The sequence below is a fragment of the Actinophytocola gossypii genome, from assembly GCF_025165815.1.
Classification (GTDB): Bacteria; Actinomycetota; Actinomycetes; order Mycobacteriales; family Pseudonocardiaceae; genus Actinophytocola; species Actinophytocola gossypii.
Genome location: NZ_JAFFZE010000009.1, coordinates 148,195 through 173,898, shown reverse-complemented (window position 1 = coordinate 173,898; position 25,704 = coordinate 148,195). Strand labels below are relative to the sequence as shown.

Here is a 25,704-nt window from a genome sequence, read left to right as displayed (position 1 = left end):
GTCAGACGGCACCGCCGAACAACGGATGCGGGCTCTGCTTGATCGTCGGCACCGCGCCCTCGAACCAGTCGGCCTGGCGGATCTCCTTCATCGCGGCCTTGCGCGTGGCGGCGTCGAGCTTGTCCAGGAACAGCACGCCGTCGAGGTGGTCGGTCTCGTGCTGCAGGCAGCGGGCGAGCAGGTCGGTGCCCTCGACCTGGACCGGCTCGCCGTGCATGTTCCAGCCGCGGGCGACGACGTTCCTGGCGCGTACGCAGTCCCAGTACAGGCCGGGGATGGACAGGCAGCCCTCCTCGCCGAGCTGCGTCTCGTCGTCGGTGGCGACCCAGGTGGGGTTGACCAGGTGACCCTCGGCGCCGTCGCAGTGGTAGGTGAACACGCGCAGCCCCACCCCGAGCTGCGGCGCGGCCAGCCCGGCGCCGCCCTGGGACTCCATCGTGTCCCAGAGGTCCCGGACCAGGTTGTGCAGCTCCTTGTCGAAGTCGACGACCTCGACCGCGGGGGTGCGCAGCACGGGGTCCCCGAAGAGCCGGATGGGCTGGACGGTCACTGTTCTCCCAACGAACGAAACGAGCCTTGCCTGTCCAGTCTAGGCAGTGCCGCTGGAGCGACCGAGGCCAGCGGGTTGTCGGGCGTTCACCGGACATTTCGGCGCCGGGAACGGAACTACGTTGACCGGCGCCGTCCCAGGAAAGTGAACGTGAGATGTCTGGTTACCCCCGTCAGCAAGGTCCCGGATACCAGCCGCCCGGGTACCCGCCCGCCCAGCCGCCGTACGGACCGCCCGGTGCGCCAGGTCCCCGGCGGGTGCTCGAGAACACCTCCCTCGGCGGCAGCCTCGACTGGCACGACGGCCACTTCGCGATCGTCTCCCCGACCGTCGTGGTCACCAAGCCCGGCGGCGGTGGCGGCGGGGGTTCCACCGCCACGCTGGTCTACTCCTAGATCAGCTCCAGCGGGTCGAGCCGGACGCGGATCGGATCCGGCTCCTTGCGGGCGGTGCGCACGTGCTGGGCGGTCGCCAGGGCCGCGGCCAGCGCGCGGCCCTCGGCGCGGGTGGTGCGGACCAGGGCGCGTTCCCGCTCGTCCGGGCCGAGCGGCACCGGGCCGAGGATCTCGCCGGTCGGCGGAAGCTCCAACTCGTCCAGGAACGTGGCCAGGGCCTTCGCCTCACCGTCCACCGACGCCATCCGCACCGAGGGCGGGAAACCCAGCTCGGTGCGCGCGGCCAGTTCCTGCCGCGCGTGCCACACCGGATTCCAGCGGACCAGGGCCTGCACGGGCGCCAGCACCGACTCCGCGAGCACCACCACCCGGCCGCCGTCCCGGTGCGAGCGAACCAGGGCGGCGGCCAGCATCCACCGCCGCAACGCCTCCTCGGACGCGCGCAGGTCGGCGCGGCCGAGCAGGGCCCAGCCGTCGAGCAGGAGCGCTGCCCCGTAGCCGCCCTCGGCCACCGGCTCCGCACCGGGAGTGGCGACCACGAGCGCGGGGCGGGCCGCCACCTCGGCGAGCACCTCGCGCGCGCCGGAGCCCAGCACCGGCACGTCGGCGAACGCGCGGCCCAGTTCCTCGGCGGTCCGCTTCGCGCCGACCACGATCGCGCGCAGCCGCCGGGACCCGCAGGTACCGCAGCGGAACGCGGTGTCCGGCACGCCGCACCACCGGCAGGTCGGCGCCCCGGCCTGGCCCCCGGCCGGCAGCCCGAGCGGGCCGGCGCAGCGGCGGCAGCGGGCCGGGCCGCGGCACTGCTGGCAGGCCAGCGCGGGCACGTACCCGCCGCGCGGGACCTGCACCAGCACCGGGCGGCCGTCCCTGATCGCGGCGCGGGCCGCGTCGAACGCCACCGACGGGATCCTGGCCGCGCGGGCCGCCGGGTCGCGGGCCAGCTGGACGTCGGTCTCCCCCAGCGCCACCACCCTCGGCGCGGCCGCCCGCAGCTCGTCCCGGGCAGCCACGATCTCCGGCGCCCAGCCCGAGTCCACCAGCAGCTGGGCCTCCGCGGTGCGGGCGAACCCGGCGACCACGACCGACGCGCCGGCCGCGTGCGCGCGTTGGATCAGCACGTCCCGCACGTGGGGGTACGGCGCGTGCGGGTCGGCGTGCAGGTCGTCGCCGTCGTCCCAGACCACGAACACGCCGGGCCGGTGCACCGGCGCGAACACGCTCGCCCTGGTGCCGACGACGATCCGCGCCCGGCCGCGCAGCACCGACAGCCACCGCCGATACCGCTTGGCCGGGCCGGCGTCGGCGGACAGCGCGACGACGGCGTCCTCACCGGCGACGGCCACACAGGCGGCGTGCAGGCGGGCGACGTCGCGGTAGTCGGGCACGACCAGCACCGCGCCCCGGTCACCCGCGGCGGCCGTGGCGGCCAGCTCGGCGAGCCGGGCGGGCCAGTTCTCTCCGGGCAACGCCTGCCAGACGGCGTGCGCCTGCCGGCCGGCGCGCACGGCGTCGAGGAACGCGGGGCCGCGCGGGTAGCGGCGCCAGCCGTCGGCGGCCGGCGCCGGCGGTGGCGGGGCCGGTTCGGGCGGGGCCTCGGCCTCGACCCTGGCGTGCCGGGGCGGGATCGCCAGGCGCAGCACGTCGATCATCGAGCCGGCGTAGCGGTCGGCGACCGTGCGCGCGAGGGTCGCGATCTCGGGTGCCAGCACGGGTTCCGGCGACACGACCTTGGTGAGGTAGCCGAGCCGGCCGCCGAAGTCCGTTGAGTCGGTCCGGGACAGCAGGAACCCGTCGACCTGCTTGCCGGCGAACCGCACCCGGACCCGGCAGCCGGGCACGGCGTCGTCGTCCAGAGTGGACGGCACGAGGTAGTCGAACGGCCGGTCCAGGTGCGCGAGCGGCACGTCGACGACCACCCGCGCGACCGGCGCCGAGGCCGCCGGAGTGGGTTCCCCCTTGCGCGCGCCGCTCATGCGGCCAGATCGTTCCACAAAGGACTAGCGGCTGTAGTACGCGGTGTACGCGGCCGCCAGCTCGGCCCGCTGGTCCACCGTGGACTCCTCACGGATGGTCCGGTTGAGCCCCGCGGGGAAGCCGTGCTTCACCAGCCGCCGTTCGCAGGCGTCCTCCATGAAGGAGACGGAGAAGTACAGCGAGATGAAGTACCCCAGCATGACCATCGAGACGCGCAGCTCCAGCGGCCCCGGCACGAGCAGGGCCAGCAACCACACGCTCAACATCACCTGGACCCGCGCGAGGTGCCGCCACACCCACGTACGGCAGGTCAGGTCGTAGAGGACCCACTGCTGGTACGCGGCCGGCAGCGTTCCGCCGACCGCGTACCACAACCACTTGACCGGGCTCGGACGCACCTGTGCAGTCTAGGCGCCGGCCAGGGACTTCAGCTGCTCGGCCCGGTCGGTGCGCTCCCACGGCAGGTCCAGCTCCGGACGGCCGAAGTGGCCGTACGCGGCGGTCTGCGCGTAGATCGGGCGCAGCAGGTCCAGGTCGCGGATGATCGCGGCCGGGCGCAGGTCGAACACCTGGCTGATCGCCTGCTGGATCTTGGTCGGGTCGACGGTCTCGGTGCCGAAGGTCTCGACGAACAGGCCGACCGGGGCGGCCTTGCCGATCGCGTAGGCGACCTGGACCTCGATGCGGGTGGCGAGGCCGGCGGCGATCGCGTTCTTCGCCACCCAGCGCATCGCGTACGCGGCCGAGCGGTCGACCTTCGACGGGTCCTTGCCGGAGAACGCGCCACCACCGTGCCGGGACATGCCGCCGTAGGTGTCGACGATGATCTTGCGGCCGGTCAGGCCCGCGTCACCCATCGGGCCACCGACGACGAACCGACCGGTCGGGTTGACCAGCAGGCGCACGTTCTCGGTGTCGAGCTCCAGGCCCTCCAGTTCCGGCCGCACGACCTGCTCCAGCACGTCGACGGTGAGCAGCTTCTCCAGGTCGATGCCATCGGCGTGCTGCGAGGACACGACCACGGTGTCCAGCCGCACGGCCTGGTCGCCGGCGTACTCGATGGTGACCTGGGTCTTGCCGTCCGGACGCAGGTACGGCAGGGCGCCGTTCTTGCGCACGTCGGTGAGCCGCTTGGACAGCCGGTGCGCCAGCGCGATCGGCAGCGGCATCAGCTCGGGGGTGTCGGTGCAGGCGTAGCCGAACATCAGACCCTGGTCGCCGGCGCCCTGCCTGGCGATCTCGTCCTCCTCGTTCTCCACGCGCTGCTCGTAGGCGGTGTCGACGCCCTGCGCGATGTCCGGCGACTGCGAGCCGATCGCGATGTTGACGCCGCAGGAGTTGCCGTCGAAGCCCTTGGCGGACGAGTCGTAGCCGATGTTGAGGATGGTGTCGCGGACCAGCGAGGGGATGTCGGCGTAGGCCTCGGTGGTCACCTCACCCGCGACGTGCACCTGGCCGGTGGTGACCATGGTCTCCACCGCGACGCGCGACCGCGGATCCTTGGCCAGGAGCGCGTCCAGGATCGAGTCGCTGATCGCGTCACAGATCTTGTCCGGGTGTCCTTCGGTCACCGATTCGCTGGTGAACAGCCTGCTCGCGGACTTAGTCACGTCATACCTACCCAGTTGCTCGCGTGGTTTAGGTCAAAGCGTACTGATGGATCTGGAGAACGACTCACGCCTGGATGAGTGGCACTACCGCGTCCCAGATATCGGACGCCATGTGCGACTTGCTACTCAACGCGACAGCCCGTTCCGACCCGTCGGCCGATAGTAGCCAGCCGGAGTTGTCCTCCACCTCGAAGGCCTTGCCCTCGCCGACGGCGTTCACCACCAGCAGGTCGCAGCCCTTGCGCTTGAGCTTCGCTCGCGCGTGCTCGAGCACGTCCCCCGCGCTGTCCCCCGTCTCGGCCGCGAAACCCACGATGACCTGGGCGCCGATCTGGCCGTCGGCGCGGGCCTGGACCAGTTCGGCGAGGATGTCGGGGTTGCGGGTGAGTCCGATCGGATCGGGTTCGCGGTCGGTCTTCTTGATCTTGTACTCGGCCCGGTCGGTCGGCCGGAAGTCGGCCACCGCGGCGGCCATCACGACGACGTCGGCGCCCACCGCGGCCTGCCGCACCGCGGCCCGCATGTCCTGGGCCGTGCCGACCGTCACCAGCTCGGCGCCGGCGACCTCCGGCAGCGCGATCGTGGCGGCGGCGACCAGGGTGACCTGGGCGCCGCGCTGCACGGCGGTGCGGGCCAGCGCGTAGCCCTGCTTGCCGGAGGACCGGTTGCCGAGATAGCGGACCGGGTCGAGCGGCTCTCGAGTGCCGCCCGCGGAGACGACGACCCGCCGGCCATCGAGGTCGCGCGGGAGCGCGTCGGGGCGGCCGAGCAGCAGCCGGGCGAGGTCGACGATCTCGGCCGGGTCGGGCAGCCGTCCCTTGCCGGTGTCCGCGCCGGTGAGCCGTCCGCTCGCCGGTTCGGCGACGACGACGCCGCGCCGGCGGAGGGTGGTGACGTTGTCCCTGGTCGCGGCGTGCTCCCACATCTCGGTGTGCATGGCCGGGACCATCAGCACCGGGCAGCGCGCGGTCAGCAGGGTGTTGGTGAGCAGGTCGTCGGCCAGCCCGTTGGCGGCCTTGGCCAGCAGGTTCGCGGTGGCCGGGACGACCAGGACGAGGTCGGCCTCCTGCCCGAGCCGCACGTGCGGCACGTCGGGCACGTCGGCGAAGACCTCGGTGTGCACGGGGTTGCCGGACAGCGCCTCGAAGGTGGCGGCGCCGACGAACCGCAGCGCGGACTCGGTGGGGACCACCCGGACGTCGTGCCCGGACTCGGTCAGCCGCCGGAGGACCTCGCAGGCCTTGTAGGCCGCGATACCGCCGCCCACGCCGAGCACGACGCGGGGACGGTGATCGCGGTCGGTCACTCGCCCTCGGTGTGCTCGAGCAGGCCGGCGTGGATCTCGCGGAGCGCGATGGACAGCGGCTTCTCCCGGGGACCGGGCTCCACCAGCGGGCCGACGTACTCCAGCAGGCCCTCGCCGAGCTGTGCGTAGTAGTCGTTGATCTGGCGGGCACGCTTGGCCGCGTAGATCACGAGCGCGTACTTCGAGCTGACCTTGTCGAGCAGGTCGTCGATCGGGGGGTTGGTGATGCCTTCGAGCTGCGGGCTCGTCGGGTCACCCAGTGCGCCCAACTCGGTGGGGGTGATCACTCGTGCTTCTCCAGCTGGTCAGACGATTTGTCAAGTACCAAGGTTAGCAAGTCCTCGGCGGTGGCCCGCACGTCGGTGTTCACCACGACCGCGTCGAACTCGTCGCGGGCGGCGAGTTCCTCCTTGGCGGTGCGCAGCCGGCGCTCGACGACCTCCGGCGGCTCGGTGCCGCGGCCGGTCAGCCGCTCGACCAGCGCCTCCCAGCTCGGCGGGCAGAGGAACACGAGGAACGCCTCCGGCATGGTGCGCCGCAGCTCGCGGGCACCCTGCAGGTCGACCTCGACCAGCGCGGGCAGCCCGGCGGCCAGGCGCTGCTCGATCGGCGCGCGCGGGGTGCCGGAGCGGTGGATGCCGCGGTGGATGCTCGCCCACTCCAGCAGCTCGCCTTCGGCGATCATCCGGTCGAACTCGGCCGCGGTGACGAAACGGTAGTCCACCCCGTCGACCTCGCCGGGTCGCTGCTCGCGGGTGGTCGCGGAGACGCTGAACCACAGGTCGGGATAAAGGGTGCGCAGCTCGCGCACCACACTGCTCTTGCCGACGCCGGAGGGGCCGGCCAGAACAACCAGCCGACCCCTCCGGGTGTCGTTCACGCAGCCACTCACTCGCCGCTGAACTCGGCGAGCAGCGCCTTGCGCTGGCGCTCGCCCAGTCCGCGCAGGCGGCGGCTCGGGGCGATCTCCAGTCGCTCGATGATCTGCTGGGCACGCACCTTCCCGACGCCCGGCAGGGCCTCGAGCAGGGCGGTGACCTTCATCTTGCCCAGGACCTCGTCTTTGTCAGCTTGGGCGAGCACGTCCTTGAGGGTGGTACCGCCGCGCTTCAGGCGCTCCTTGAGCTCAGCTCGGGCGCGACGGGCGGCAGCCGCCTTCTGCAACGCTGCGGCCCGCTGCTCCTCGGTCAGCTGGGGAAGGGCCACGATTTCCTCCGGTGGGGGTGGGGTGTTGTCTGTGGATCGGTGCCGCGACGTTACCGAGGTCGGAGCGGTCGCGACAACGCGGGTCCACCTTAGTGCGCACCGTAGTGCTTTTTGCAGCGAATCTCTACTCTCTGTAACAGTCAGTGCCCGGACCTGGGGTAACCCTGAGGTGGAGCTTGATCATTTGGGTGGTTTCCGCTACAGGGGGTGTCCGAATCGGTTCGACGAACCCATACAGAAAATTGCGCAATTCAGATCGGACAATGCGTTAAGAGCGCTTTCTCACCGGACACGCGGCATCTCGCTTCAGCCCGGGCTAACACAACCGCCGACCGGCGCACACAACCGACCGCCCGCCGATTGACCGACCTGCGAATACGCGCGGTCAGTGCAGGTGGGCGACGGCGAGCGAGTCTCGCATCCGCAGCGCGGCGGCGCGCAGCGCGGTGACGTCCGGGCCGTGCCGCAGGATCTCCCGCGACGAGGACGGCAGGACGTGCCGCGGGCTGGGCCCGAAGACGCGGCTGAGGTCGGCCACCGTGGCGCCCTGAGCGCCGAAGCCGGGGGCCAGGATCGCGCCGTGCAGGCCGGACAGGTCCAGGTCGGTGCTGCCGACCGTGGCGCCGACGACCAGGCCGACGTGCCCGAGCGGGCTCGCCCCGGCGTTCCGGGCGGCGGCCTCGTCGACCATCGCCTGGGCCACGGACCGGCCGCCCGCCTCGGCGCGCTGCACCGCCGCGCCCTCGGGGTTGGAGGTCAGCGCGAGCACGAACACGCCGCGCCCGGTCCGCTCGGCGAGGTCGACGGCGGGTGCGAGCGAGCCGAAGCCCAGGAACGGCGACAGGGTGACCGCGTCGGCCGCGAGCGGGGAGCCGTCGGCGAGGTAGGCCTCGGCGTAGGCGGCCATCGTGGAGCCGATGTCCCCGCGCTTGACGTCCAGCAGCACGAGCGCCCCGGCCGCCCGCGCCTCCGCGATCAGGCGCTCGAGCACGGCGACGCCGGCCGAGCCGTACGCCTCGAAGAACGCCGACTGCGGCTTGAGCACCGCCACCTCGCCGGCGAGCGCCTCCACACAGGTGAGCGCGAACCGCTCCAGCCCGGCGGCGGTGGCCGGCAGGCCCCAGGCGTCGAGCAGCGCGGGGTGCGGGTCGACGCCGACGCACAGCGGCCCGCGCAGCGAGACCGCCGTCGTCAGCCGGGCGCCGAACGACGCGCTCACCGGGTGCTCCGCAACGCCGCCTGCAGCGACTGGAGCGACTCCACCCCGATGTCCCCCCGGATCAGGGCCTCGATGCCGTGCACCGCGGCGGCCGCGCCCTGGATCGTGGTCACGCACGGGATGTCGCGGGACACCGCCGCGGTCCGGATCTCGTAGCCGTCCACCCGGGGCGCCGGGTTGCCGTACGGCGTGTTGATCACCATGTCGACGCCGCCGTCGCGGATGATCTCCACGATGTTCGGCTCGGCGTCGCGCGGGGTCTCGAAGTGCTTGCGCACCTCGGTGCACGGGATGCCGTTGCGCCGCAGCACCTCGGCCGTGCCGGCGGTCGCCAGGATCTCGAAGCCCAGGTCGGCCAGGCGCTTCACCGGGAACACCATCGCCCGCTTGTCCCGGTTCGCCACCGACACGAACACCCGCCCGGACGTCGGCAGCGAGCCGTACGAGGCGGTCTGCGACTTCGCGAAGGCCTTGCCGAACGAGGCGTCGATGCCCATCACCTCGCCGGTCGACTTCATCTCCGGCCCGAGCAGCGAGTCGACCCCGTGCCCCTCCGGCGTGCGGAACCGGTGGAACGGCAGCACGGCCTCCTTGACCGCGACCGGCGACGTTGGCGGCAGCTCGCCACCGTCGCCCGCCGCCGGGAGCAGGCCCTCGGCCCGCAGGTCGGCGATCGACGCGCCGAGCATGATCCGCGCGGCCGCCTTAGCCAGCGGCACGGCCGTCGTCTTCGACACGAACGGCACGGTCCGCGACGCCCTCGGGTTCGCCTCCAGCACGTAGAGCACGTCGTCCTTGAGCGCGTACTGCACGTTCAGCAGCCCGCGCACCCCGATACCGGCGGCGATCGCGGCCGTCGAGCGGCGGATCGCTCCCAGGTCGGTGCGGCCGAGCGTGATCGGCGGCAGCGCGCACGACGAGTCGCCGGAATGGATGCCGGCCTCCTCGATGTGCTCCATCACGCCGCCGAGGAACACCTCCTCGCCGTCGCACAGGGCGTCCACGTCGATCTCGATCGCGTCGTCGAGGAACCGGTCGACCAGCACCGGGTGCTCCGGGGTCACCTCGGTGGCGCGGGCGATGTACCCGGCGAGCGACGCCTCGTCGTAGACGATCTCCATGCCGCGCCCGCCGAGCACGTACGACGGCCGGACCAGGACCGGGTAGCCGATCTCGTCGGCGATCCGCTTGGCCGCGGCGAACGACGTCGCCACCCCGAACTTCGGCGCCGGCAGGCCCGCGGTGGTCAGCACCTCGCCGAACGAGCCGCGGTCCTCGGCCAGGTGGATGGCCTCCGCCGGGGTGCCGACGACCGGGACGCCTGCCTCGGTGAGCCGGCGCGCGAGCCCCAGCGGCGTCTGGCCGCCGAGTTGCACGATCACGCCGGCGACCGTGCCGGACTGGCGCTCGGCGTGCACGACCTCCAGCACGTCCTCGAACGTCAGCGGCTCGAAGTACAGCCGGTCGGAGGTGTCGTAGTCGGTCGACACGGTCTCCGGGTTGCAGTTGACCATCACGGTCTCGTAGCCGGCGTCGCGCAGCGCCATCGCCGCGTGCACGCAGGAGTAGTCGAACTCGATGCCCTGCCCGATCCGGTTCGGGCCCGAGCCCAGGATCAGCACCTTGGGTCGCTCGCGCTGCTCGCCCACCTCGGACTCCGCGTCGGGGTCCAGCTCGTAGGCCGAGTAGTGGTACGGGGTGCGCGCGGCGAACTCGGCGGCACAGGTGTCGACGGTCTTGAACACCGGCCGGACGCCGAGCCGGTGCCGCAGCGCGCGCACGCCGTCCTCGCCGGCCAGCTCCGGGCGCAGCGCCGCGATCTGCCGGTCCGAGCAGCCGGCCCGCTTGGCCCGGCGCAGCAGGGTCCCGTCGAGCACCGGCGCGGCGATGATCTCCGCCCGCAGCTCGACCAGCGAGGCGATCTGGTCGACGAACCACGGGTCGATGCCGGAGGCTGCGCTGACCTCGGCCACGCTCACCCCGAGCCGCAGCGCCCGTTCGACCGAGTAGAGCCGGCCGTCGTGCGGCACGCGCAGGGCCTCCAGCACGCCCTCGACGGTCACCGGGTCCGGGTCGGGGGTGGTCCAGAAGCCGCCCGCCTTGGTCTCCATCGAGCGCAGGGCCTTGCCGAGCGCCTCGACGAAGTTGCGGCCGAGCGACATGGCCTCGCCGACCGACTTCATCGTGGTGGTCAGCGTCGGGTCGGCACCGGGGAACTTCTCGAAGGCGAACCGGGGCACCTTCACCACGACGTAGTCCAGCGTCGGCTCGAACGACGCGGGGGTCTCGCCGGTGATGTCGTTGCGGATCTCGTCGAGGGTGTAGCCGATGGCGAGCTTCGCCGCGATCTTGGCGATGGGGAACCCGGTGGCCTTCGAGGCGAGCGCGGAGGACCGCGACACGCGCGGGTTCATCTCGATCACGACCAGCCGCCCGGTCTCCGGATGCACCGCGAACTGGATGTTGCAGCCGCCGGTGTCCACGCCGACCTCGCGCAGCACGTCGATGCCGACGTCGCGCATGTGCTGGTACTCGCGGTCGGTGAGCGTCATGGCTGGGGCGACGGTCACCGAGTCGCCGGTGTGCACGCCCATCGGGTCGATGTTCTCGATCGAGCAGATGACCACGACGTTGTCGTGCCGGTCGCGCATCAGCTCGAGCTCGTACTCCTTCCAGCCGAGCACGCTCTCCTCGATGAGCACCTCGTGCACCGGGCTCTCGGTGAGGCCCGAGGAGGCCATCCGCTCCAGGTCCTCCTGGGTGTGCGCCATGCCCGAGCCGAGCCCGCCCATGGTGAACGAGGGCCGGATGACCACCGGCAACCCCAGCTCGTCGACGGTCCGGCGGACCTCGTCCATCGAGTGGCACACGGCGCTGCGCGGGGTCTCCGCGCCGACGCTCGCACAGATGTCCTTGAACCGCTGCCGGTCCTCGCCGCGCTGGATGGCGTCGATGTCGGCGCCGATCAGCTCGACGCCGTACTTCTCGAGGACGCCGCGCTCGTGCAGGGCGACCGCGGTGTTCAGCGCGGTCTGCCCGCCGAGGGTGGCGAGCAGCGCGTCGGGGCGCTCCTTGGCGATCACCTTCTCCACGAAGTCCGCGGTGATCGGCTCGATGTAGGTGGCGTCGGCGAACTCCGGGTCGGTCATGATCGTCGCCGGGTTCGAGTTGACCAGGCTGACCCGCAGGCCCTCCGCGCGCAGCACCCGGCAGGCCTGGGTGCCGGAGTAGTCGAACTCGCAGGCCTGCCCGATGACGATCGGGCCGGACCCGATCACCAGGACGTGCTCGAGGTCATCCCTTCTGGGCATCGGTGTCCTCCATCAGGGAGACGAACTCGTCGAACAGGGGGGCGGCGTCGTGCGGGCCGGCGGCGGCCTCGGGGTGGTACTGCACGGAGAAGGCGGGCACGTCCAGCGCCCGCACGCCCTCGACGCAGCCGTCGTTGGGGCAGTAGTGGCTGATCTTCGCGGCGCCGAACGGGGTGTCGAACCGCTCCCCCGGCTCGCCGTCGAGCGCGAACCCGTGGTTCTGCGAGGTGATCGCGACCCGGCCGGTGTCCACGTCGATGACCGGGATGTTGATGCCGCGGTGGCCGTAGCGCAGCTTGTAGGTGCCCTTGCCGAGCGCGCGACCGAGGATCTGGTGCCCGAAGCAGATGCCGAACAGCGGGATCCGGCGCTCCAGTACGCCGCGGGCCAGGGCGACCGGCCCGTCGGCGGTGGCCGGGTCGCCGGGGCCGTTGGCGAGGAACACCCCGTCCGGCTCGACCGCGAGGATGTCGTCCACGGTGGCGGTGACCGGCAGGACGTGGGTCTCGATGCCGCGGGCGGCCATCATGCGCGGGGTGTTGGTCTTGATGCCGAGGTCGAGGGCGGCGACCCGGTAGCGGCGCTCGCCGTCGGCCGGGATCACGTAGTCGGCGTCGGTGGTGACCTGCCCGGCGAGGTCGGCGCCGGCCATCCGGGGGCTGGCGAGCACCCGGTCGACCATGGTGCGGGTGTCGGCGAGGTCGTCGCCGGAGAAGACGCCGCCGCGCATGGCGCCGCGCTCGCGGAGGTGCCGGGTCAGCGACCGGGTGTCGACCCCGGCGATGCCGACGATCCCCTGCTCGGCGAGCGCGTCGTCGAGTGGCCGGCGGGAGCGCCAGTTGGACGGGACGCGGGCGGGGTCGCGGACGACGTACCCGGCGACCCAGATCCGGCGGGACTCGTCGTCCTCGTCGTTCCAGCCGGTGTTGCCGATCTGCGGGGCGGTCGCGACGACGATCTGCCGGTGGTACGACGGGTCGGTCAGCGTCTCCTGGTACCCGGTCATGCCGGTGCAGAAGACGACCTCGCCGAGCGTGCTCCCGGTGGCGCCGAACGCCTCCCCGCGGAACACCCGCCCGTCCTCGAGTACCAGGGCAGCATTCATGGTTCGCTCCGTTCCTCCGCTACTCGCCGGCTTCCCTCGTCGCGTGCTCCGCGCTGACGCGCCTGCGCGCGCTCCTCAGTCCAGCCGGCGAACGCTCCGTCACTCCCGCTCACGGACCATCCCTTCATGTGCGGTGATCCGGCCGCGCAGCAGCGTGGTGACCACCCGGCCGGGCAGCTCCATGCCCTCGTACGGGGTGTTGGCGGCGATGCTGGCCAGCTCAGCGCCGCGCACCGTCCAGCGCGCGGCCGGGTCGACCAGGGTCAGTGTCGCCGGCTCGCCGACCGCGATCGGGCGGCCGTGGCCGGGCAGGCCGGCGATCTCGGCCGGGCGCTCGCTCAGCACCCTGGCCACGCCGCGCCAGTCCAGCAGGCCCGGCTCGACCATCGTCGCCACCACCACCGGGAGCGCCGTCTGCAGGCCGAGCATTCCCGGACGTGCCGCGGACCACTCGCAGTCCTTGTCCTGCGCGGCGTGTGGGGCGTGGTCGGTGGCCACGCAGTCGACCACGCCCTCGGCCAGCGCGTCCCGCAGCACCTTCGTGTCGGCGGCGGTGCGCAGTGGCGGGTTGACCTTGTTCACCGGGTCGTACCCGGCCAGCCGGTCGTCGTCGAGCAGCAGGTGGTGCGGGGTGACCTCGGCGGAGACCTCGATGCCCTGGCCCTTGGCCCAGCGCAGGATCTCGGCGGTGCCCGCGGTCGACACGTGGCAGACGTGCAGGCGGGCGCCGGTCTGCCGGGCCAGCAGGCAGTCCCGCGCGACGATCGACTCCTCCGCGACGGCCGGCCAGCCGGCGAGCCCGAGCCGCGCGGCCCGCTCGCCCTCGTGGGCCTGCGCGCCGACGGTCAGCCTCGGCTCCTCGGCGTGCTGGGCGACCACCGCGTCCAGGGCGGTCGAGTACTCCAGCGCGCGGCGCATCAGCAGCGGGTCGTGCACACAGTGGCCGTCGTCGGAGAACACCCGCACGCCGGCCGCGGCCATGGTGCCGAGTTCGGCGAGCTTCTCGCCGCGCAGTCCGACGGTGACCGCGCCGACCGGGTGCACGTCGACCAGGCCGACCTCGCGGCCGCGGCGCCACACGTGCTCCACGACCACCGCGTTGTCGGCGACCGGGTCGGTGTTGGCCATGGCGAACACCGCCGTGTACCCGCCGAGCGCGGCGGCCGCCGAGCCGGTGGCGATGGTCTCGGTGTCCTCGCGGCCGGGCTCGCGCAGGTGGGTGTGCAGGTCGACGAAGCCGGGCAGCAGGACCTGCCCGTGCGCCTCGACGACCTCGGCGTCGCCCGCGTCCAGGCCGGGCTCGATCGCGGCGACCAGTCCGTCCTCGATCCGGACGTCGACCGGGTCGCCCTCGCCGTAGGGGCGGACGCCGCGCAGTACCAGGGCCGTCACGCGACCTCCTCCTCGTGGGCCAGCAGGTGGTAGAGCACCGCCATCCGGACGTGCACGCCGTTGGCGACCTGCTGGGTGATCGCGGCGCGCTGTGAGTCGGCGACCGCGGAGGCGATCTCCATGCCGCGCAGCATCGGGCCGGGATGGAGCACGACCGCGTGCTCGGGCAGGGCGCGCAACCGGGCCTCGCTCAGGCCGTAGGCGATGGAGTACTCGCGGGCGGACGGGAAGAAGCCGCCGTGCATGCGCTCGGCCTGCACCCGCAGCATCATCACCGCGTCGAGGCCCGGCAGCTCGGCGTCGAGCGTGTGCGAGACCGTCACCGGCCAGCGGTCCACGTGCGCCGGCAGCAGGGTGGGCGGGGCGACCAGGACGACCTCGGCGCCGAGCGTGGTCAGCAGGTGCACGTTGGACCGGGCGACCCGGCTGTGCAGGACGTCGCCGACGATCGCGATCCGCCGCCCGGCGATGTCGCCGAGCCGTTCCCGCAGGGTCGCGGCGTCGAGCAGGGCCTGGGTCGGGTGCTCGTGCGTCCCGTCGCCCGCGTTGACCACCGAGGTGCCGGCCTCGGTGAGCCAGCCGGCGAGCCGGTGCGCGGCGCCGGAGGCCGGGTGGCGGACGATCACGCAATCCGCGCCTGCGGCGGCGAGGGTCAGGGCGGTGTCGCGCAGGGACTCGCCCTTGCCGACCGAGGAGCCGCTGGCGGAGACGTTGATCACGTCGGCGCTCATCCACTTGCCGGCGATCTCGAAGGAGACGCGGGTGCGGGTGGACGCCTCGTAGAACATGGTGACGACGGTGCGCCCGCGCAGCGTGGGGAGCTTCTTGACCTCGCGGCCGAGCAGGACGTGTTTGAGCTCCTCGGCGGTGTCGAGCACGGCGGTCGCGGTGTCCGCGTCGAGCCCGTCGGTGGCGAGCAGGTGCTTCACGCCGGGTCCCCCTTCCGCTGGAGGAGGACCGCGTCGCGCCCGTCGGTCTCCTGGAGCTGGACGTGGACCTCTTCGGTGCGCGAGGTGGGGACGTTCTTGCCGACGTAGTCCGCGCGGATCGGCAGCTCCCGGTGGCCGCGGTCGACCAGCACGGCGAGCTGGACGGCGCGGGGCCGGCCGGCGTCGCGCAGGGCGTCGAGGGCGGCGCGGATGGTGCGCCCCGAGTAGAGGACGTCGTCGACCAGGATGACGAGCCGGTCGTCCACACCGTCGGGCGGGAGCTCGGTGGTGCCGAGCGGCCGGGTCGGCTTGCGCCGCAGGTCGTCCCGGTAGAGCGTGACGTCCAACACGCCGGTCGGGACGTGCACTCCGGAGAACTCGGCGACCCTGGCCGCCAGTCGACTGGCGAGCGGGGCGCCTCGGGTGGGGATCCCGAGCAGCACGACCGGGGTCGCGTCGGACACGTCGAGTGCGGTCCGCTCGATGACCTGGTGCGCCATTCGGGCGACAGTGCGTGCGACGTCGCCGGCCGAGAGCAGCTCACGCCGCCCGGCCGGTTCCGCCGCACCGCGGTCGCGCGGTGCCACGGCTGACCTCCTTCCCCGCCTCGCTGGACGGGTCCTTAAAGGACGTCTGATCATGCGCCCAGGGGTGGGCGCGCTAGCACCGTACCAGGCTCAATGGATCCACCAACCGGGTGGTAATCCTGCAGATCAACCGCACTTGTTCACAGATCAGCTTGACCTGGTGACAACTGTGGGTAACCATTACTCTGCGTGTTGATTTGCGGCTACCCGCGGCGTAGTTGATCGGCCAGCGGGGCGAACGAATGGGAGAATCGCCATATGGGCGACTACGCCAAGGCGCTGGGGAGCAAGCTCCGCGGCATCCGCCAGCAGCAGGGCCTGTCCCTGCACGGCGTTGAGCAGAAGTCCGGCGGCCGGTGGAAGGCCGTCGTGGTGGGCTCGTACGAGCGGGGCGACCGCGCGGTGACCGTGCAGAAGCTGGCCGAACTGGCCGACTTCTACGGGGTGCCCGTGGTCGAGCTGCTGCCCGAGGGCAGGGTGCCCTCCGGCGCCGAGCCGGCCACGAAGATCGTGATCAATCTGGAGCGCCTCCAGCAGCTCCCGGCCGAGAAGGTCGGGCCACTGGCGCGCTACGCGGCCACGATCCAGAGCCAACGCGGCGACTACAACGGCAAGGTGCTCTCCATCCGCACCGAGGACCTGCGCTCGCTGGCGATCATCTACGACATGACCCCAGGTGAGCTGACCGAACAGCTCATCGACTGGGGCGTCCTCCCCCCGGAGGCCCGCCCCTCCAAGGAGGACTGACCGAGACCGAGCCGGTGGCTGGCGCACCGGCTCGGTCCGCTGTGCCGTTCCACACACTTCGACCGGCTCGAACCTCTGACACATGGGGGATCAGGGGTTCCGATGACCACCCGGTCAGTCCGACACATCGCGGCAGCGGTTCTCCTCTAGGCGACCCTGCTCACGTCCCGCGGCGGCGCCGAACCGCCACCCTCGTCCACGCCCGTCCCCGGCTCCAACCGCCCAGCCGAGGCGCCTCTGGTGGAACGTCCACTGGACCCCGCCGCCTTCGTCGCGAGTCCGTGCACGAGCCGGACCGCCGCCAAGCGGCAGGATCTCCTGCTGGGTACCGACCGCGAAGGGAACGACCCCAGAGCGGGACGGGCCGCCCCGAACCGCACGCCTCACGGCGATGTACGCGTCGTACGCCGACGGGTACATGGCCGTCGTCTACCACACCACCGACCAGGACACCTGCGCGGCAGCGAAGGACGTGGCCGTGGCGACCGCGTCGACCATCGAGGCGGCGGGCTGAGCGCACCGGTCACGTGCGAACGGGTGTGGCCTCCTTCGGTGGAGTCGGCGCGGGTCGGCGGCGGATCCGGGACACCGCGACGCCGGCGAGGCACAGGGCGCCGCCGAGCAGCGTGACGAGACCGGGCACCTCGTCGAGCAGGGCCCAGGACATCACGACGACGATCGCGGGGACCACGTACGTCGTGGCGCCCATCTTGGCGGCGGTCGTGCGGGCCAGTGCGTACGCCCACGTGATGAACGCGAGCGCGGTCGGGAACACGCCCAGGTACAGCATGTTCAACGTCGCCGACGCGGGCGCGTCACCCAGCTCGGAGACCAGCTGGCCCGTGAACGGCAGGCACGCCACCATCCCCACCAGGCACCCGAACGTGGTGACCTGCACCGCCGACGCGTGCCGCAGCGCCGGCTTCTGGCACGTCACCCCGATGGCATACGTCGCCGCTGCGATCACGCACAGCACGACACCGAGCACGGACGCGTGTCCGGAATCCGAGATCGAGAAGCCGACCACCACCGCCCCGGCGAACGACACGGCGATCCCCGTCAGCACCTGGCGCGGGAAACCCTCCCGCAGCAACCACCCGGCGAGCAACGCGATCAGTACCGGCCCGATGTTCACCACCATCGCGGCCGTGCCGGCGTCGACCTCGCGCTCGCCCCAGTTGAGCGCCACCATGTAGACGCCGAACCACAGCACGCCCGCGCCGATGATTCCCGGCCATGCCGCCCTCGGCGGCATCCCTTCGCGCCGCAGCAGCAGGATCGCCACCAGCACCACCGACCCGGCGAACAGCCGGCCGAGCGCCAGCGCCCCTGGCGAGTAGTGCTCCCCCGCCACCCGAATCGAAACGAACGCCGACGCCCACAACACCACCGTCGTCCCGGCCGCGGCCAGGCTGCGACGGTCCACCCCGGACTGAGAGACCTCCATGCCGCGACGCTATGCCCGGGCACCGACAGTTCTCGCGCGGATTTCCGCCGTCGTGTCGGGCCGGACGCGTCAGAGGGTGGCGCGCAGGTGGTCGGCCATCACCGCGAGGCGGCCGAGCACACCGTTGACGAACCGCGGGGAGTCGTCGGTCGAGAGGGACTTCGCCAACTGCACGGCCTCGTCGACCGCGACCGGGTCCGGCACGTCCTGCGCCCACAACAGCTCGAACAGACCGAGCCGCAGGATCGCCAGGTCCACCGGCGGCATCCGGTCCAGGGTCCAGCCCTCGGCGTGCTCGGTGAGCAGCTCGTCGATCCGTTCGCGGTGCGCCACCACGCCCTCGAGCAGCGTGGTGGCGTAGTCGTCCGGCGCGGGGTGCTCGGCGACCGCCGTGCGCTCGGTGTGCAGCGTCAGCGGGTCGCTGTCGCGTAGCGCGGCCGCGTAGAGGATGTCGACCGCGCGTTTGCGTGCCTTGCTGCGCGCGCCCACTAGGAGCTGACGCGGCCGAGGTAGCGGCCGTCGCGGGTGTCGACCTTGACCTTCTCACCGGTGGACAGGAACAGCGGCACCTGGATCTCCGCGCCGGTCTCCAGCGTCGCCGGCTTGGTGCCGCCGGTGGACCGGTCGCCCTGCAGGCCGGGGTCGGTCTGCTTGATGATCAGCTCGACCGAGGTCGGCAGCTCGACGAACAGCGGCACGCCCTCGTGCGTGGCCACGACCGCGGTCTGGTTCTCCAGCATGAAGCGGGCGCTGTCACCGACGACGTCGCCGTCGATGTGGATCTGCTCGTAGGTGTCGCCGTCCATGAAGACGAACTGGGTGCCGTCCTGGTACAGGTAGGTCATCTCGCGCCGGTCGACGGTGGCGGTGTCGACCTTGATGCCGGCGTTGAACGTCTTGTCGACAGTCTTGCCGGACAGCACGTGCTTGAGCTTGGTGCGCACGAACGCCGGACCCTTGCCGGGCTTCACGTGCTGGAACTCGACGACGGACCACAGCTGGCCCTCGAGGTTGAGCACCAGGCCGTTCTTCAGGTCGTTGGTGGAAGCCACGGGGTAGGTCTCTCCTGTAGTCGCAAACGGGGTCACACGACGACGAGCTGCTTGCTCGTCAGCGTGAGAAGCTCCGGATCGCCGTCCCGCACGACGAGCGTGTCCTCGATGCGGACCCCGCCCCTGCCGGACAGGTACACGCCCGGCTCCACGGTGACTGCCATGCCGGCGGACAGTCTACCTTCACCCATCTTGCCCAGGGTGGGGGCCTCGTGGATCTCCAGTCCGACGCCGTGCCCGAGACCGTGCAGGAACTCCTCGCCGCGGCCCGCCTGTTCGACGACCTCACGGGCGGCGGCGTCCACGTCGCGTACCTCGGCGTCGGGTCGCAGCGCCGCGCGCCCGGCGGCCTGCGCGGCGGCGACCAGGTCGTACAGCTCGCGCTGCCAGTCGGCGGGCTGGCCGAGCACGAACGTGCGGGTCATGTCGGAGTGGTAGCCGTCGACGAGCGCGCCGAAGTCGAGCTTGACCAGGTCACCGGTGTGCAGCACGGCGTCGGTCGGGCGATGGTGCGGCACCGCGGAGTTGGCCCCGGTGGCGACGATCGACTCGAACGACGGTCCGGCGGCGCCGTGGTCGAGCATGCGGCTCTCCAGCTCGCGGGCGACCTCGCGCTCGGTCCGCCCGGCACGCAGGCCACCGTGCTCGATGAGGTCGGCGAGGGCGCGGTCGGCGGCCGCGCAGGCCATCCGCAGCGCCTCGACCTCGACGTCGTCCTTGACCATGCGGAGTCGCTCGATGAGGTTCGATGCCCGGACCAGTTCGACCTCGCCCGCCTCGCGGAGGACGTCCAGTCCGTCGACGGTGACGCGGTGGCTCTCGAACCCGACGCGCCCGTAGGTCTGCTCGGCCGCCCGGGCGACGAGTGCCGGCGGGCACGGTCGCTCGATGATCCGCTCGAGATCGGGCACCTGCTGGGCGGACTGGGTGAGGTAGCGGCCGTCGGTGCAGAAGACCGTGCGCTCCTCGTCGTCGGCATGGACCAGCAGGCCGGCGTTGGAGCCGGTGAAGCCGGTCAGGTAGCGGATGTTGCGCAGGTCGACGACGAGCAGCGCGTCCAGGTCACGCTCGCGCAGCGAGGTACGCAGCGCCGCGCGGCGCCGGGCGTGGGTGTCGGGCATGGGGACGAGCCTAGTAGGGGCGTCCTACGCTGTGGTGATGCGAACGTGGCTGCTGCGCGGTGCCGTGCTGGCCGTGGTGCACGCCGCCGCCGAGACCGCGCGGGCCGACTTCGGGGTGCACCACCCGACCTCGCGCACGGTCTTCGAGGCGGTCATGCTCGGCGTGCTGGTCGGTGTGGCCGCGGTGTGGAGTGCGCTGGACACGTGGCGGGACGTGCCCGATCGGGGACGGGCCTGGCTGATCGCGGCGCTGGTCGCGGGCTGGGTCGCGGGGGTGTTGAGCACGGTCGGCAAGTCGGTGTTCGTGGACCAGACCGGTGTGGCCGATCTCGGCGCGGCGCTGACCGGCGGGGCCGCGTTCACCGCGCTGCTGGTCGTGGTGCCGGCGGGCGTCGGCCTGCTCGCCGGTCGCTGGATCGGCCGCCCACGCGCAACCGACGACGCGGAAGTCTCGTGACGCGAACCCGCCTGGGCCGGCGGGGGCCGACCGAGTGCTGGATCGTGCGTGCGAACCGACCATGGCTGTACCCGATGGACGCCATCGTCGTGTCGACGGGATCGGTCCTCGGCAACCTGGGCGAGGCCGTCCGGGAGGTCTACCCGGAGGCGGGGTGGCACTCGGTAGACCTCGATCGAGTCGCTCCGGACCGTCCGGTGCTCCTCCCGCTCCCGGCGTCGCGAGTCGAACCGGGCGCCGGACTGTCGCTCGCGGTCCTCGTCACGCCGCACGAGCAATCCGAGGGCGCGCCCACCCTGAAGGCCATTGCCTCCGCCACCCGAGCTGCGGTCATCGCGGCTCGACGCGACGGCGCCAGGACCCTCGGCATGCCGCTGCTGGCGACGGGCGTACTCGGTCTGCCCCCCGGCGCGGTCGCCGAGGTCGCCGTCCCGGCCGCCCTGCACACCGCAGTCGAGGTGTCGCTCCCGAACTTGGTGTTCGTGTGCCTCGACCTGGACGTCGAGGGTGCGATCCGACGGGCGTGGCGGCGAGAGTCGCCGGCGGTCGTGGAGCCGCTCGGCGCGGTCGCCCCGGAAGTATCGGTCGCGTACTCCGCCGTTGATCTCGCCGGGGGCGTCTCCACTGATCGGGTGGACCCCAACCGGGGGATCCCACTCGACCGGGACCGGCTCGGGGTGGCGGCGTACGTGGCCATGCTGGCCACGGTGATCGCCGACCGGCGCACGCCGCTGCCGTTGTCGATCGGCGTCTTCGGCGAGTGGGGTGCTGGCAAGAGCTACTTCATGGGCATGCTCCGGCAGCGGGTCGACGAGCTGGCCGCGTCGGGCAGCACCACGTACTGCGGAACGATCGAGCAGATCGGGTTCAACGCCTGGCACTACGCCGACAGCAACCTGTGGGCCAGCCTGGGCGACGAGATCTTCCGCCAGCTCGCCGACGACGGGTCGACGCCTGAACGGAACCGAGGCCGGCTCCGGGAGGAGCTGGCCGGTCAGCTGAGCCAGCGCAAGGCCCTGGAGGCGGCGACCGAGCAGGCACGGATCGAGACGGCCGCGCTCCAGGCCCGGATCGACGAGGCCGCGGCGAACCGGGCGATGTGTGCGCGCGACCTGCTCCGCGCGCTGCGCGGGTCCGCGACGGCACACCACGAGGTGGACAGCCTGTGGGCGCGTCTGGGCCTGGACAGCGAGGCCGAGCAGGGCGCGCTGCTCGCCGAGCAACTGCGCGGCACGCTGGACGAGGTCGACGCGTTGCGGCAGTCCCCGTGGGACCGGCGCGGCCGGCTGGCGCTGGCCGCCGCGGCGGTGATCCTCGTCGTGGCGGTGTTCGGGATCGCCGTCGTGCCCGCGGTGCGGGAGTGGGTGGCCGCCGTCGGCGCCGGCCTGTTCGCCGCGGTCGCCGGCGCCGGGATCGCGGCGATGGGCGCCGCCCGGTCGGCGCTGAGCAAGCTGCGGGAGCTCGCCGGCAGGTTGCACACGAACGAGGCGAATCCCGAGCTGGTGGCGCGGCTGCGGCGGGCGGAGGCCGACCAGCGGGTCGCCGAAGCACAGCTCGACGACGTGGTCGCGCAGGTCGGCGAGTTGGGTCGTCAGCTGACCGAGCTGAACCCAGGGCACCGGCTGTACTCGTTCCTCGCCGACCGGGCACACGGCGACTCGTACACCAGCAATCTCGGACTGATCTCGACGATCCGCAAGGACTTCGAGCAGCTGGTCGAGCTGATAACGGACTGGCGGGCCAACCCGACGCTCGAGGACGGCACGGCGCGGCAGCCGATCGACCGGATCGTGCTCTACATCGACGACCTCGACCGGTGCGGCACTCGGCAGGTCGTGGACGTCCTGCAGGCGGTGCACCTGCTGCTCGCGCTCGATCTGTTCGTCGTCGTGGTCGGGGTGGATCCGCGCTGGCTGCTGCGCTCGCTGCACCGCCACTACGTCGACATCCTGCAGGACGGCGACGACGACGGTGACCACGCCGACCACCGCGCGACGCCCGAGGACTACCTGGAGAAGATCCTGAACATCCCCATGGTGCTGCCCGGGATGCCGCCGGGAGCGCTGACCGAGCTGCTGCGCTCGATGACCGACGAGGAGACTCCGGCGGTCCTCGTCCCGGCGGTCGCTCCCGAGGAGCCGCCCGTGGTGGCCCACGTACCCGCGATCGAAGCGCTGGAGTTCCCCGTCGAGCCGGGTTCCGAGCTGGAGACCCAGGACCGGCCGTCCGCTCCGCCCCAGCCACTGAGCGACACCGAGATCGCGTTGCTCGCGGCGCTGGACCCGCTGATCGGCACGCCCCGCGAGGCGAAGCGCCTGATGAACCTGTACCGGATGCTCCGCTCGACCCGTGACCTGTCCGAGGCGTCGGCCTTCCTCGGCGGCCAGGCCGATGGCAAGCCCGGTGAGTGCCAGGTGGTCGTTCTGCTGCTCGGGCTGCTCACCGCGCACGCCAGCCTGCTCGGTCAGATCCTCGACACGCCTCCCGACCCGGGGACCGGCCGGGCCGGCGGCCTGATGCACCGCCCGCCGAAGCAGCTCTGGTCGGATTTCGTCGACGACCTGCGACCCCGCACCGACGGCGAGGCGTGGACGAACCCGATCCGCGGCGAGTTGCCGGCGAACCAGGTTCGGCAGTGGACCCGGCTGCACCACGGCATGGCACACGTTTCGGCCCTCGTCTCGGTCACCGACCTGGCGCCGTTCCAGCTGTGGGCACCGCGAGTCCGCCGGTTCTCCTACGCGCTCGCGACCGCCTGAGCTAGCGCGGTGGGCCGAGCAGGTCCGGGCCGCGCTCGTAGGCGTTCCACTCCTCCTCGCTGACGTCGTACACGGCCGAGGAGTTCAGTACGGCGACGTCGTCGGAATGGACCTGCCACAGCCGGTCGTCGATGAGGAAGCCCACGCCGTGGCCTGGGAGGCGCCGGGCCTCCGCGCCTGGTTCGAGGTGCGCGGCCGGTTCGGTGTCGGCCAGTGCGGGGACCGGCTCGTCCAGGATCCGCAGGGCGAGCTTCTCGGCCACCGAGCGGCGTTCGATCCGCACCAGCGCGCCGTCCACCACCAGGTCGATCGTGCGGCGGGGCGAGGGCATCGCGAAGCCGTCGAGTGCGAGCAGCGCGCGACCCTCGTCCGCACAGGCGTCGAAACCGACCACGTCCAGACCGAAGTGGCGCAGGTTCGTGGGTCCGAACCGGCCGTGCCGGGTAGCGCGCACGAGGTCGATGGGCTGGGTGCCGCACGGGTCCTCGAGCGACCCCGGTGCGTGTCCGTCCGGACGACGGACCAGGCCGGGACCTTCCGCCCACGCGCCCGGCACGAGCAACGGCTCATAGGGCTGGTACTGGAAGTTCAGGTCCCAGAAGGTGATCGTGGTGCCCTTGCTGGTCTCGTGGGCGATGGCGAACGCGGCCAGCGAGTCGACCCACATCCAGTCGGCGCTGAACGCGTCGACGACCGAGCGCAGACGTGCCCCGGTATCGGCCACGTCCTCGAACCCGTTCGAACCGAGGGCCTGGACGTCGGTCCGGAAGTTCGGATCGGGCGAGCGGAGCACGAACTGGCCGGCGCCGTTGTGCCCGGTGTACTCGCCGGTGGTGTCGGTGAACAGCAGGTAGAAGTGTCCGGCCAGGTAGAGCGCCGCGGGCTGGCCCGCGCCGTAGGTGTTGCCGTTGTCGACGTGACGAGCCGACCGAACGATCGGTTGGCCGCCGTTCGCCCTGGTCCACACCCGGCCGTCCGGGCTCGTGGCCAGACCGATGGCGTTGCCGTGCGCGTGGTCGCCGGCGGCGCCGGTGTAGTACATGAAGTACGTGCCGCCGACGCGGATCACCGACGGGTCGCAGGTGTGCATGCCGTCGAAGGCGCCGGGCCGGCCGGAGAACACCGGAGTGGCCGCCTTGCCGTCGGGGCCACGGAAACCACCGCCGATCCTGCTGGACTCGGCCAGCAGGATGTCGTCACCCGGCGGATTGGCGATGCCGAGCTGGCTACACCACCACATGCGGTACCGGCCGCCGTCGAGCAACAGCGTCGGCGCGTAGTTGTAGGGGGCGTCCCCGCCACCCGCCGCGACGGTGCCGCCACTGTGACGGCCACGGGCGGTGCCGAGCGCGACCGGCTCGGGCTCACTCGCCTCAGCTGTGTCCTGTTTCGGGTCGGCCGACGGCGAGGCCTCCGCACCGGGCACCACGTCGATAGTCGGGCCGCCCCCACCCTGCGGCGAGGCCACGCTGGGGGTGCACGCCGCGATCAGCGCCAGTCCGAGGAGTATCCCGGGAACGGCGGCCGATCTTCGACGGTGCGTGACGCGCATCGAGACGTACCCCTCCGAACGTTGCCCCACCGAGATCCCCATCAGTGTAGTGACTACACGACGTGGTCACCGGCAACCAACTCGACTTCGAATCCCGCGTCGTTCTCCAGATAGGTGGCGTAGTGCTCCGGCCCGCCCGCGTACGGGTGCTTGTCGGCGAACATGATCCGCCAGCCATGCTCCGGCGCGACCGCGGTGAGGCGATCCAGCTCTGCTCTGGTACGGATGTGCAGGGCCAGGTGGTTCAACCCTGGTGTCATCCGATCGTGTACATCACCCCGTCGCTCCGGCGAGTCCTCGACGACGACGTAGGACGCGCCGTGTCGCCAGCTCACCCCGCGTGGCCAGCGTTGGTACTCGCGCCAACCCAGTTCGGTCAGCAGCCAGCCGAGTGAGGCCTCAGCATCGACGAGGTCGGCGACCCAGAGCTCGACGTGGTGGACCCCGCCCGGCGACGCGAGGCACACCATCACCCGGTGCGTGGCGCCGTAGTGCTCACCCGCCCCGACGTCGATGAATCCCAGCTGTTCCGCGAACGCCCGTCCGCGTGCGTCACCGTCGTGGACGAGAGCGAACACGGCCGCCGCCCCGAGCGTGTGGTGGCCGTACCCGACGATGGCGCGGGCCGCTTCCTCGGCCAGCCCGCTCTCCCAGTGTTCACGCGCCACGCACCAGCCGACCTCCACGACGCCGCCCCCGAACTCGGTCGAGATCCGGGCGTGGCCGATGCCGACCACGTGCCCGTCGAGCACGAAGACCCAGTCCCCGGTGTTCACCGGCCCGCGGTAGTCGAGCCGACGGCGAACGAGGGCCGCCACCTGGTCGGGGCGGATGCGGTCGGCTCTGTGGAGGTCGTCGCTGGGGAAGCCGGCGGGGTGGAATCGGCTGACCTCCGGGTCGGCGAACAGTTCGGTGAGCGCCGCGGTGTCCTCGGCCCGGATCGGACGCAGCGTGAGCCGGGCCGTGTGCAGGGTGCGCACGG

At 72.1% G+C, this 25,704-nt stretch carries 25 protein-coding genes; 5 read left to right on the top strand and 20 right to left on the bottom strand.

Going from position 1 to position 25,704, the window contains the following annotated elements; genetic code table 11:
* Position 1 precedes the first annotated feature (1 nt).
* Positions 2 to 550: a peptide deformylase gene (def, locus tag JT362_RS09090; RefSeq protein ID WP_260190628.1), complete on the bottom strand. Its 549-nt coding sequence runs from the start codon at positions 548 to 550 to the stop codon at positions 2 to 4.
* 257 nt (positions 551 to 807) lie between these two features.
* Here def and JT362_RS09085 point away from each other — a divergent pair, with 257 nt between their 5' ends.
* On the top strand, positions 808 to 945 hold the full coding sequence (locus JT362_RS09085) for a hypothetical protein (protein ID WP_260190627.1): 138 nt from the start codon (positions 808 to 810) through the stop codon (positions 943 to 945).
* On the opposite strand, the gene JT362_RS09080 is transcribed toward JT362_RS09085, so the two are convergent.
* The 13 genes from JT362_RS09080 to pyrR form a co-directional block, all read right to left on the bottom strand.
* On the bottom strand, positions 942 to 2,921 hold the full coding sequence (locus tag JT362_RS09080; protein WP_260190626.1) for a primosomal protein N': 1,980 nt from the start codon (positions 2,919 to 2,921) through the stop codon (positions 942 to 944). The genes JT362_RS09085 and JT362_RS09080 overlap by 4 nt on opposite strands.
* A 24-nt stretch (positions 2,922 to 2,945) precedes the next feature.
* Positions 2,946 to 3,320, bottom strand: a complete 375-nt coding sequence (locus JT362_RS09075) for a DUF5313 family protein (protein WP_260190625.1) — start codon at positions 3,318 to 3,320, stop codon at positions 2,946 to 2,948.
* Between the two features lie 9 nt (positions 3,321 to 3,329).
* Positions 3,330 to 4,532: a methionine adenosyltransferase gene (gene metK / locus JT362_RS09070; protein WP_260190624.1), complete on the bottom strand. Its 1,203-nt coding sequence runs from the start codon at positions 4,530 to 4,532 to the stop codon at positions 3,330 to 3,332.
* A gap of 64 nt (positions 4,533 to 4,596) precedes the next feature.
* Complete coding sequence (gene coaBC, locus JT362_RS09065) at positions 4,597 to 5,838, bottom strand: bifunctional phosphopantothenoylcysteine decarboxylase/phosphopantothenate--cysteine ligase CoaBC (RefSeq protein ID WP_260190623.1); 1,242 nt, start codon at positions 5,836 to 5,838, stop codon at positions 4,597 to 4,599.
* Entirely contained in the window at positions 5,835 to 6,125 is a 291-nt protein-coding gene (gene rpoZ / locus JT362_RS09060) for a DNA-directed RNA polymerase subunit omega (RefSeq protein ID WP_075123567.1), read from the bottom strand. The genes coaBC and rpoZ overlap by 4 nt, the downstream gene beginning before the upstream one ends.
* Positions 6,122 to 6,718 carry a guanylate kinase gene (gene gmk / locus JT362_RS09055; RefSeq protein ID WP_260190622.1) on the bottom strand — a complete coding sequence of 199 codons (597 nt, stop codon included), beginning with the start codon at positions 6,716 to 6,718 and terminating at the stop codon, positions 6,122 to 6,124. Before gmk ends, rpoZ begins: the two co-directional genes overlap by 4 nt.
* An 8-nt stretch (positions 6,719 to 6,726) precedes the next feature.
* The gene (gene mihF / locus JT362_RS09050) at positions 6,727 to 7,044 is read right to left on the bottom strand and encodes an integration host factor, actinobacterial type (protein WP_260190621.1); all 318 of its coding nucleotides are present in this window, start codon (positions 7,042 to 7,044) and stop codon (positions 6,727 to 6,729) included.
* A gap of 385 nt (positions 7,045 to 7,429) precedes the next feature.
* Positions 7,430 to 8,263, bottom strand: coding sequence for an orotidine-5'-phosphate decarboxylase (pyrF, locus tag JT362_RS09045; RefSeq protein ID WP_260190620.1), 834 nt, complete (start codon positions 8,261 to 8,263; stop codon positions 7,430 to 7,432).
* Entirely contained in the window at positions 8,260 to 11,574 is a 3,315-nt protein-coding gene (gene carB / locus JT362_RS09040; RefSeq protein ID WP_260190619.1) for a carbamoyl-phosphate synthase large subunit, read from the bottom strand. The genes pyrF and carB overlap by 4 nt, the downstream gene beginning before the upstream one ends.
* Positions 11,558 to 12,679 carry a glutamine-hydrolyzing carbamoyl-phosphate synthase small subunit gene (gene carA / locus JT362_RS09035; protein WP_260190618.1) on the bottom strand — a complete coding sequence of 374 codons (1,122 nt, stop codon included), beginning with the start codon at positions 12,677 to 12,679 and terminating at the stop codon, positions 11,558 to 11,560. The genes carB and carA overlap by 17 nt, the downstream gene beginning before the upstream one ends.
* 99 nt (positions 12,680 to 12,778) lie before the next feature.
* Positions 12,779 to 14,071, bottom strand: coding sequence for a dihydroorotase (locus JT362_RS09030; RefSeq protein ID WP_260190617.1), 1,293 nt, complete (start codon positions 14,069 to 14,071; stop codon positions 12,779 to 12,781).
* Entirely contained in the window at positions 14,068 to 15,000 is a 933-nt protein-coding gene (locus JT362_RS09025) for an aspartate carbamoyltransferase catalytic subunit (protein ID WP_260190616.1), read from the bottom strand. Before JT362_RS09025 ends, JT362_RS09030 begins: the two co-directional genes overlap by 4 nt.
* Entirely contained in the window at positions 14,997 to 15,587 is a 591-nt protein-coding gene (gene pyrR / locus JT362_RS09020; RefSeq protein ID WP_260190615.1) for a bifunctional pyr operon transcriptional regulator/uracil phosphoribosyltransferase PyrR, read from the bottom strand. The genes JT362_RS09025 and pyrR overlap by 4 nt, the downstream gene beginning before the upstream one ends.
* 258 nt (positions 15,588 to 15,845) lie before the next feature.
* On the opposite strand from pyrR, the gene bldD reads away from it, so the two are divergent.
* Positions 15,846 to 16,334, top strand: coding sequence for a transcriptional regulator BldD (gene bldD / locus JT362_RS09015; RefSeq protein WP_075123575.1), 489 nt, complete (start codon positions 15,846 to 15,848; stop codon positions 16,332 to 16,334).
* Between the two features lie 391 nt (positions 16,335 to 16,725).
* On the top strand, positions 16,726 to 16,848 hold the full coding sequence (locus JT362_RS09010; RefSeq protein ID WP_260190614.1) for a hypothetical protein: 123 nt from the start codon (positions 16,726 to 16,728) through the stop codon (positions 16,846 to 16,848).
* Between the two features lie 9 nt (positions 16,849 to 16,857).
* Here the strand turns inward: JT362_RS09010 and JT362_RS09005 are convergent, their stop codons facing one another.
* From JT362_RS09005 to JT362_RS08990, 4 genes are all read right to left on the bottom strand, one after another.
* On the bottom strand, positions 16,858 to 17,781 hold the full coding sequence (locus JT362_RS09005) for a DMT family transporter (protein ID WP_260190613.1): 924 nt from the start codon (positions 17,779 to 17,781) through the stop codon (positions 16,858 to 16,860).
* Positions 17,782 to 17,850: 69 nt separating this feature from the next.
* Positions 17,851 to 18,270 (bottom strand): transcription antitermination factor NusB, encoded by a 420-nt coding sequence (gene nusB, locus JT362_RS09000; protein WP_260190612.1) that lies wholly within the window; start codon positions 18,268 to 18,270, stop codon positions 17,851 to 17,853.
* On the bottom strand, positions 18,270 to 18,833 hold the full coding sequence (gene efp / locus JT362_RS08995; protein ID WP_260190611.1) for an elongation factor P: 564 nt from the start codon (positions 18,831 to 18,833) through the stop codon (positions 18,270 to 18,272). Before efp ends, nusB begins: the two co-directional genes overlap by 1 nt.
* A gap of 32 nt (positions 18,834 to 18,865) precedes the next feature.
* Entirely contained in the window at positions 18,866 to 19,954 is a 1,089-nt protein-coding gene (locus JT362_RS08990; RefSeq protein ID WP_260190610.1) for a M24 family metallopeptidase, read from the bottom strand.
* A gap of 37 nt (positions 19,955 to 19,991) precedes the next feature.
* Here JT362_RS08990 and JT362_RS08985 point away from each other — a divergent pair, with 37 nt between their 5' ends.
* Entirely contained in the window at positions 19,992 to 20,411 is a 420-nt protein-coding gene (locus JT362_RS08985; protein WP_260190609.1) for a B-4DMT family transporter, read from the top strand.
* Positions 20,408 to 23,170 (top strand): P-loop NTPase fold protein, encoded by a 2,763-nt coding sequence (locus JT362_RS08980; RefSeq protein ID WP_260190608.1) that lies wholly within the window; start codon positions 20,408 to 20,410, stop codon positions 23,168 to 23,170. The genes JT362_RS08985 and JT362_RS08980 overlap by 4 nt, the downstream gene beginning before the upstream one ends.
* Position 23,171: 1 nt before the next feature.
* Here the strand turns inward: JT362_RS08980 and JT362_RS08975 are convergent, their stop codons facing one another.
* Both JT362_RS08975 and JT362_RS08970 read right to left on the bottom strand, forming a co-directional pair.
* Complete coding sequence (locus JT362_RS08975; protein WP_260190607.1) at positions 23,172 to 24,722, bottom strand: glycoside hydrolase family protein; 1,551 nt, start codon at positions 24,720 to 24,722, stop codon at positions 23,172 to 23,174.
* A 53-nt stretch (positions 24,723 to 24,775) separates the two neighbouring features.
* Complete coding sequence (locus JT362_RS08970; RefSeq protein ID WP_260190606.1) at positions 24,776 to 25,702, bottom strand: GNAT family N-acetyltransferase; 927 nt, start codon at positions 25,700 to 25,702, stop codon at positions 24,776 to 24,778.
* Positions 25,703 to 25,704 lie beyond the last annotated feature (2 nt).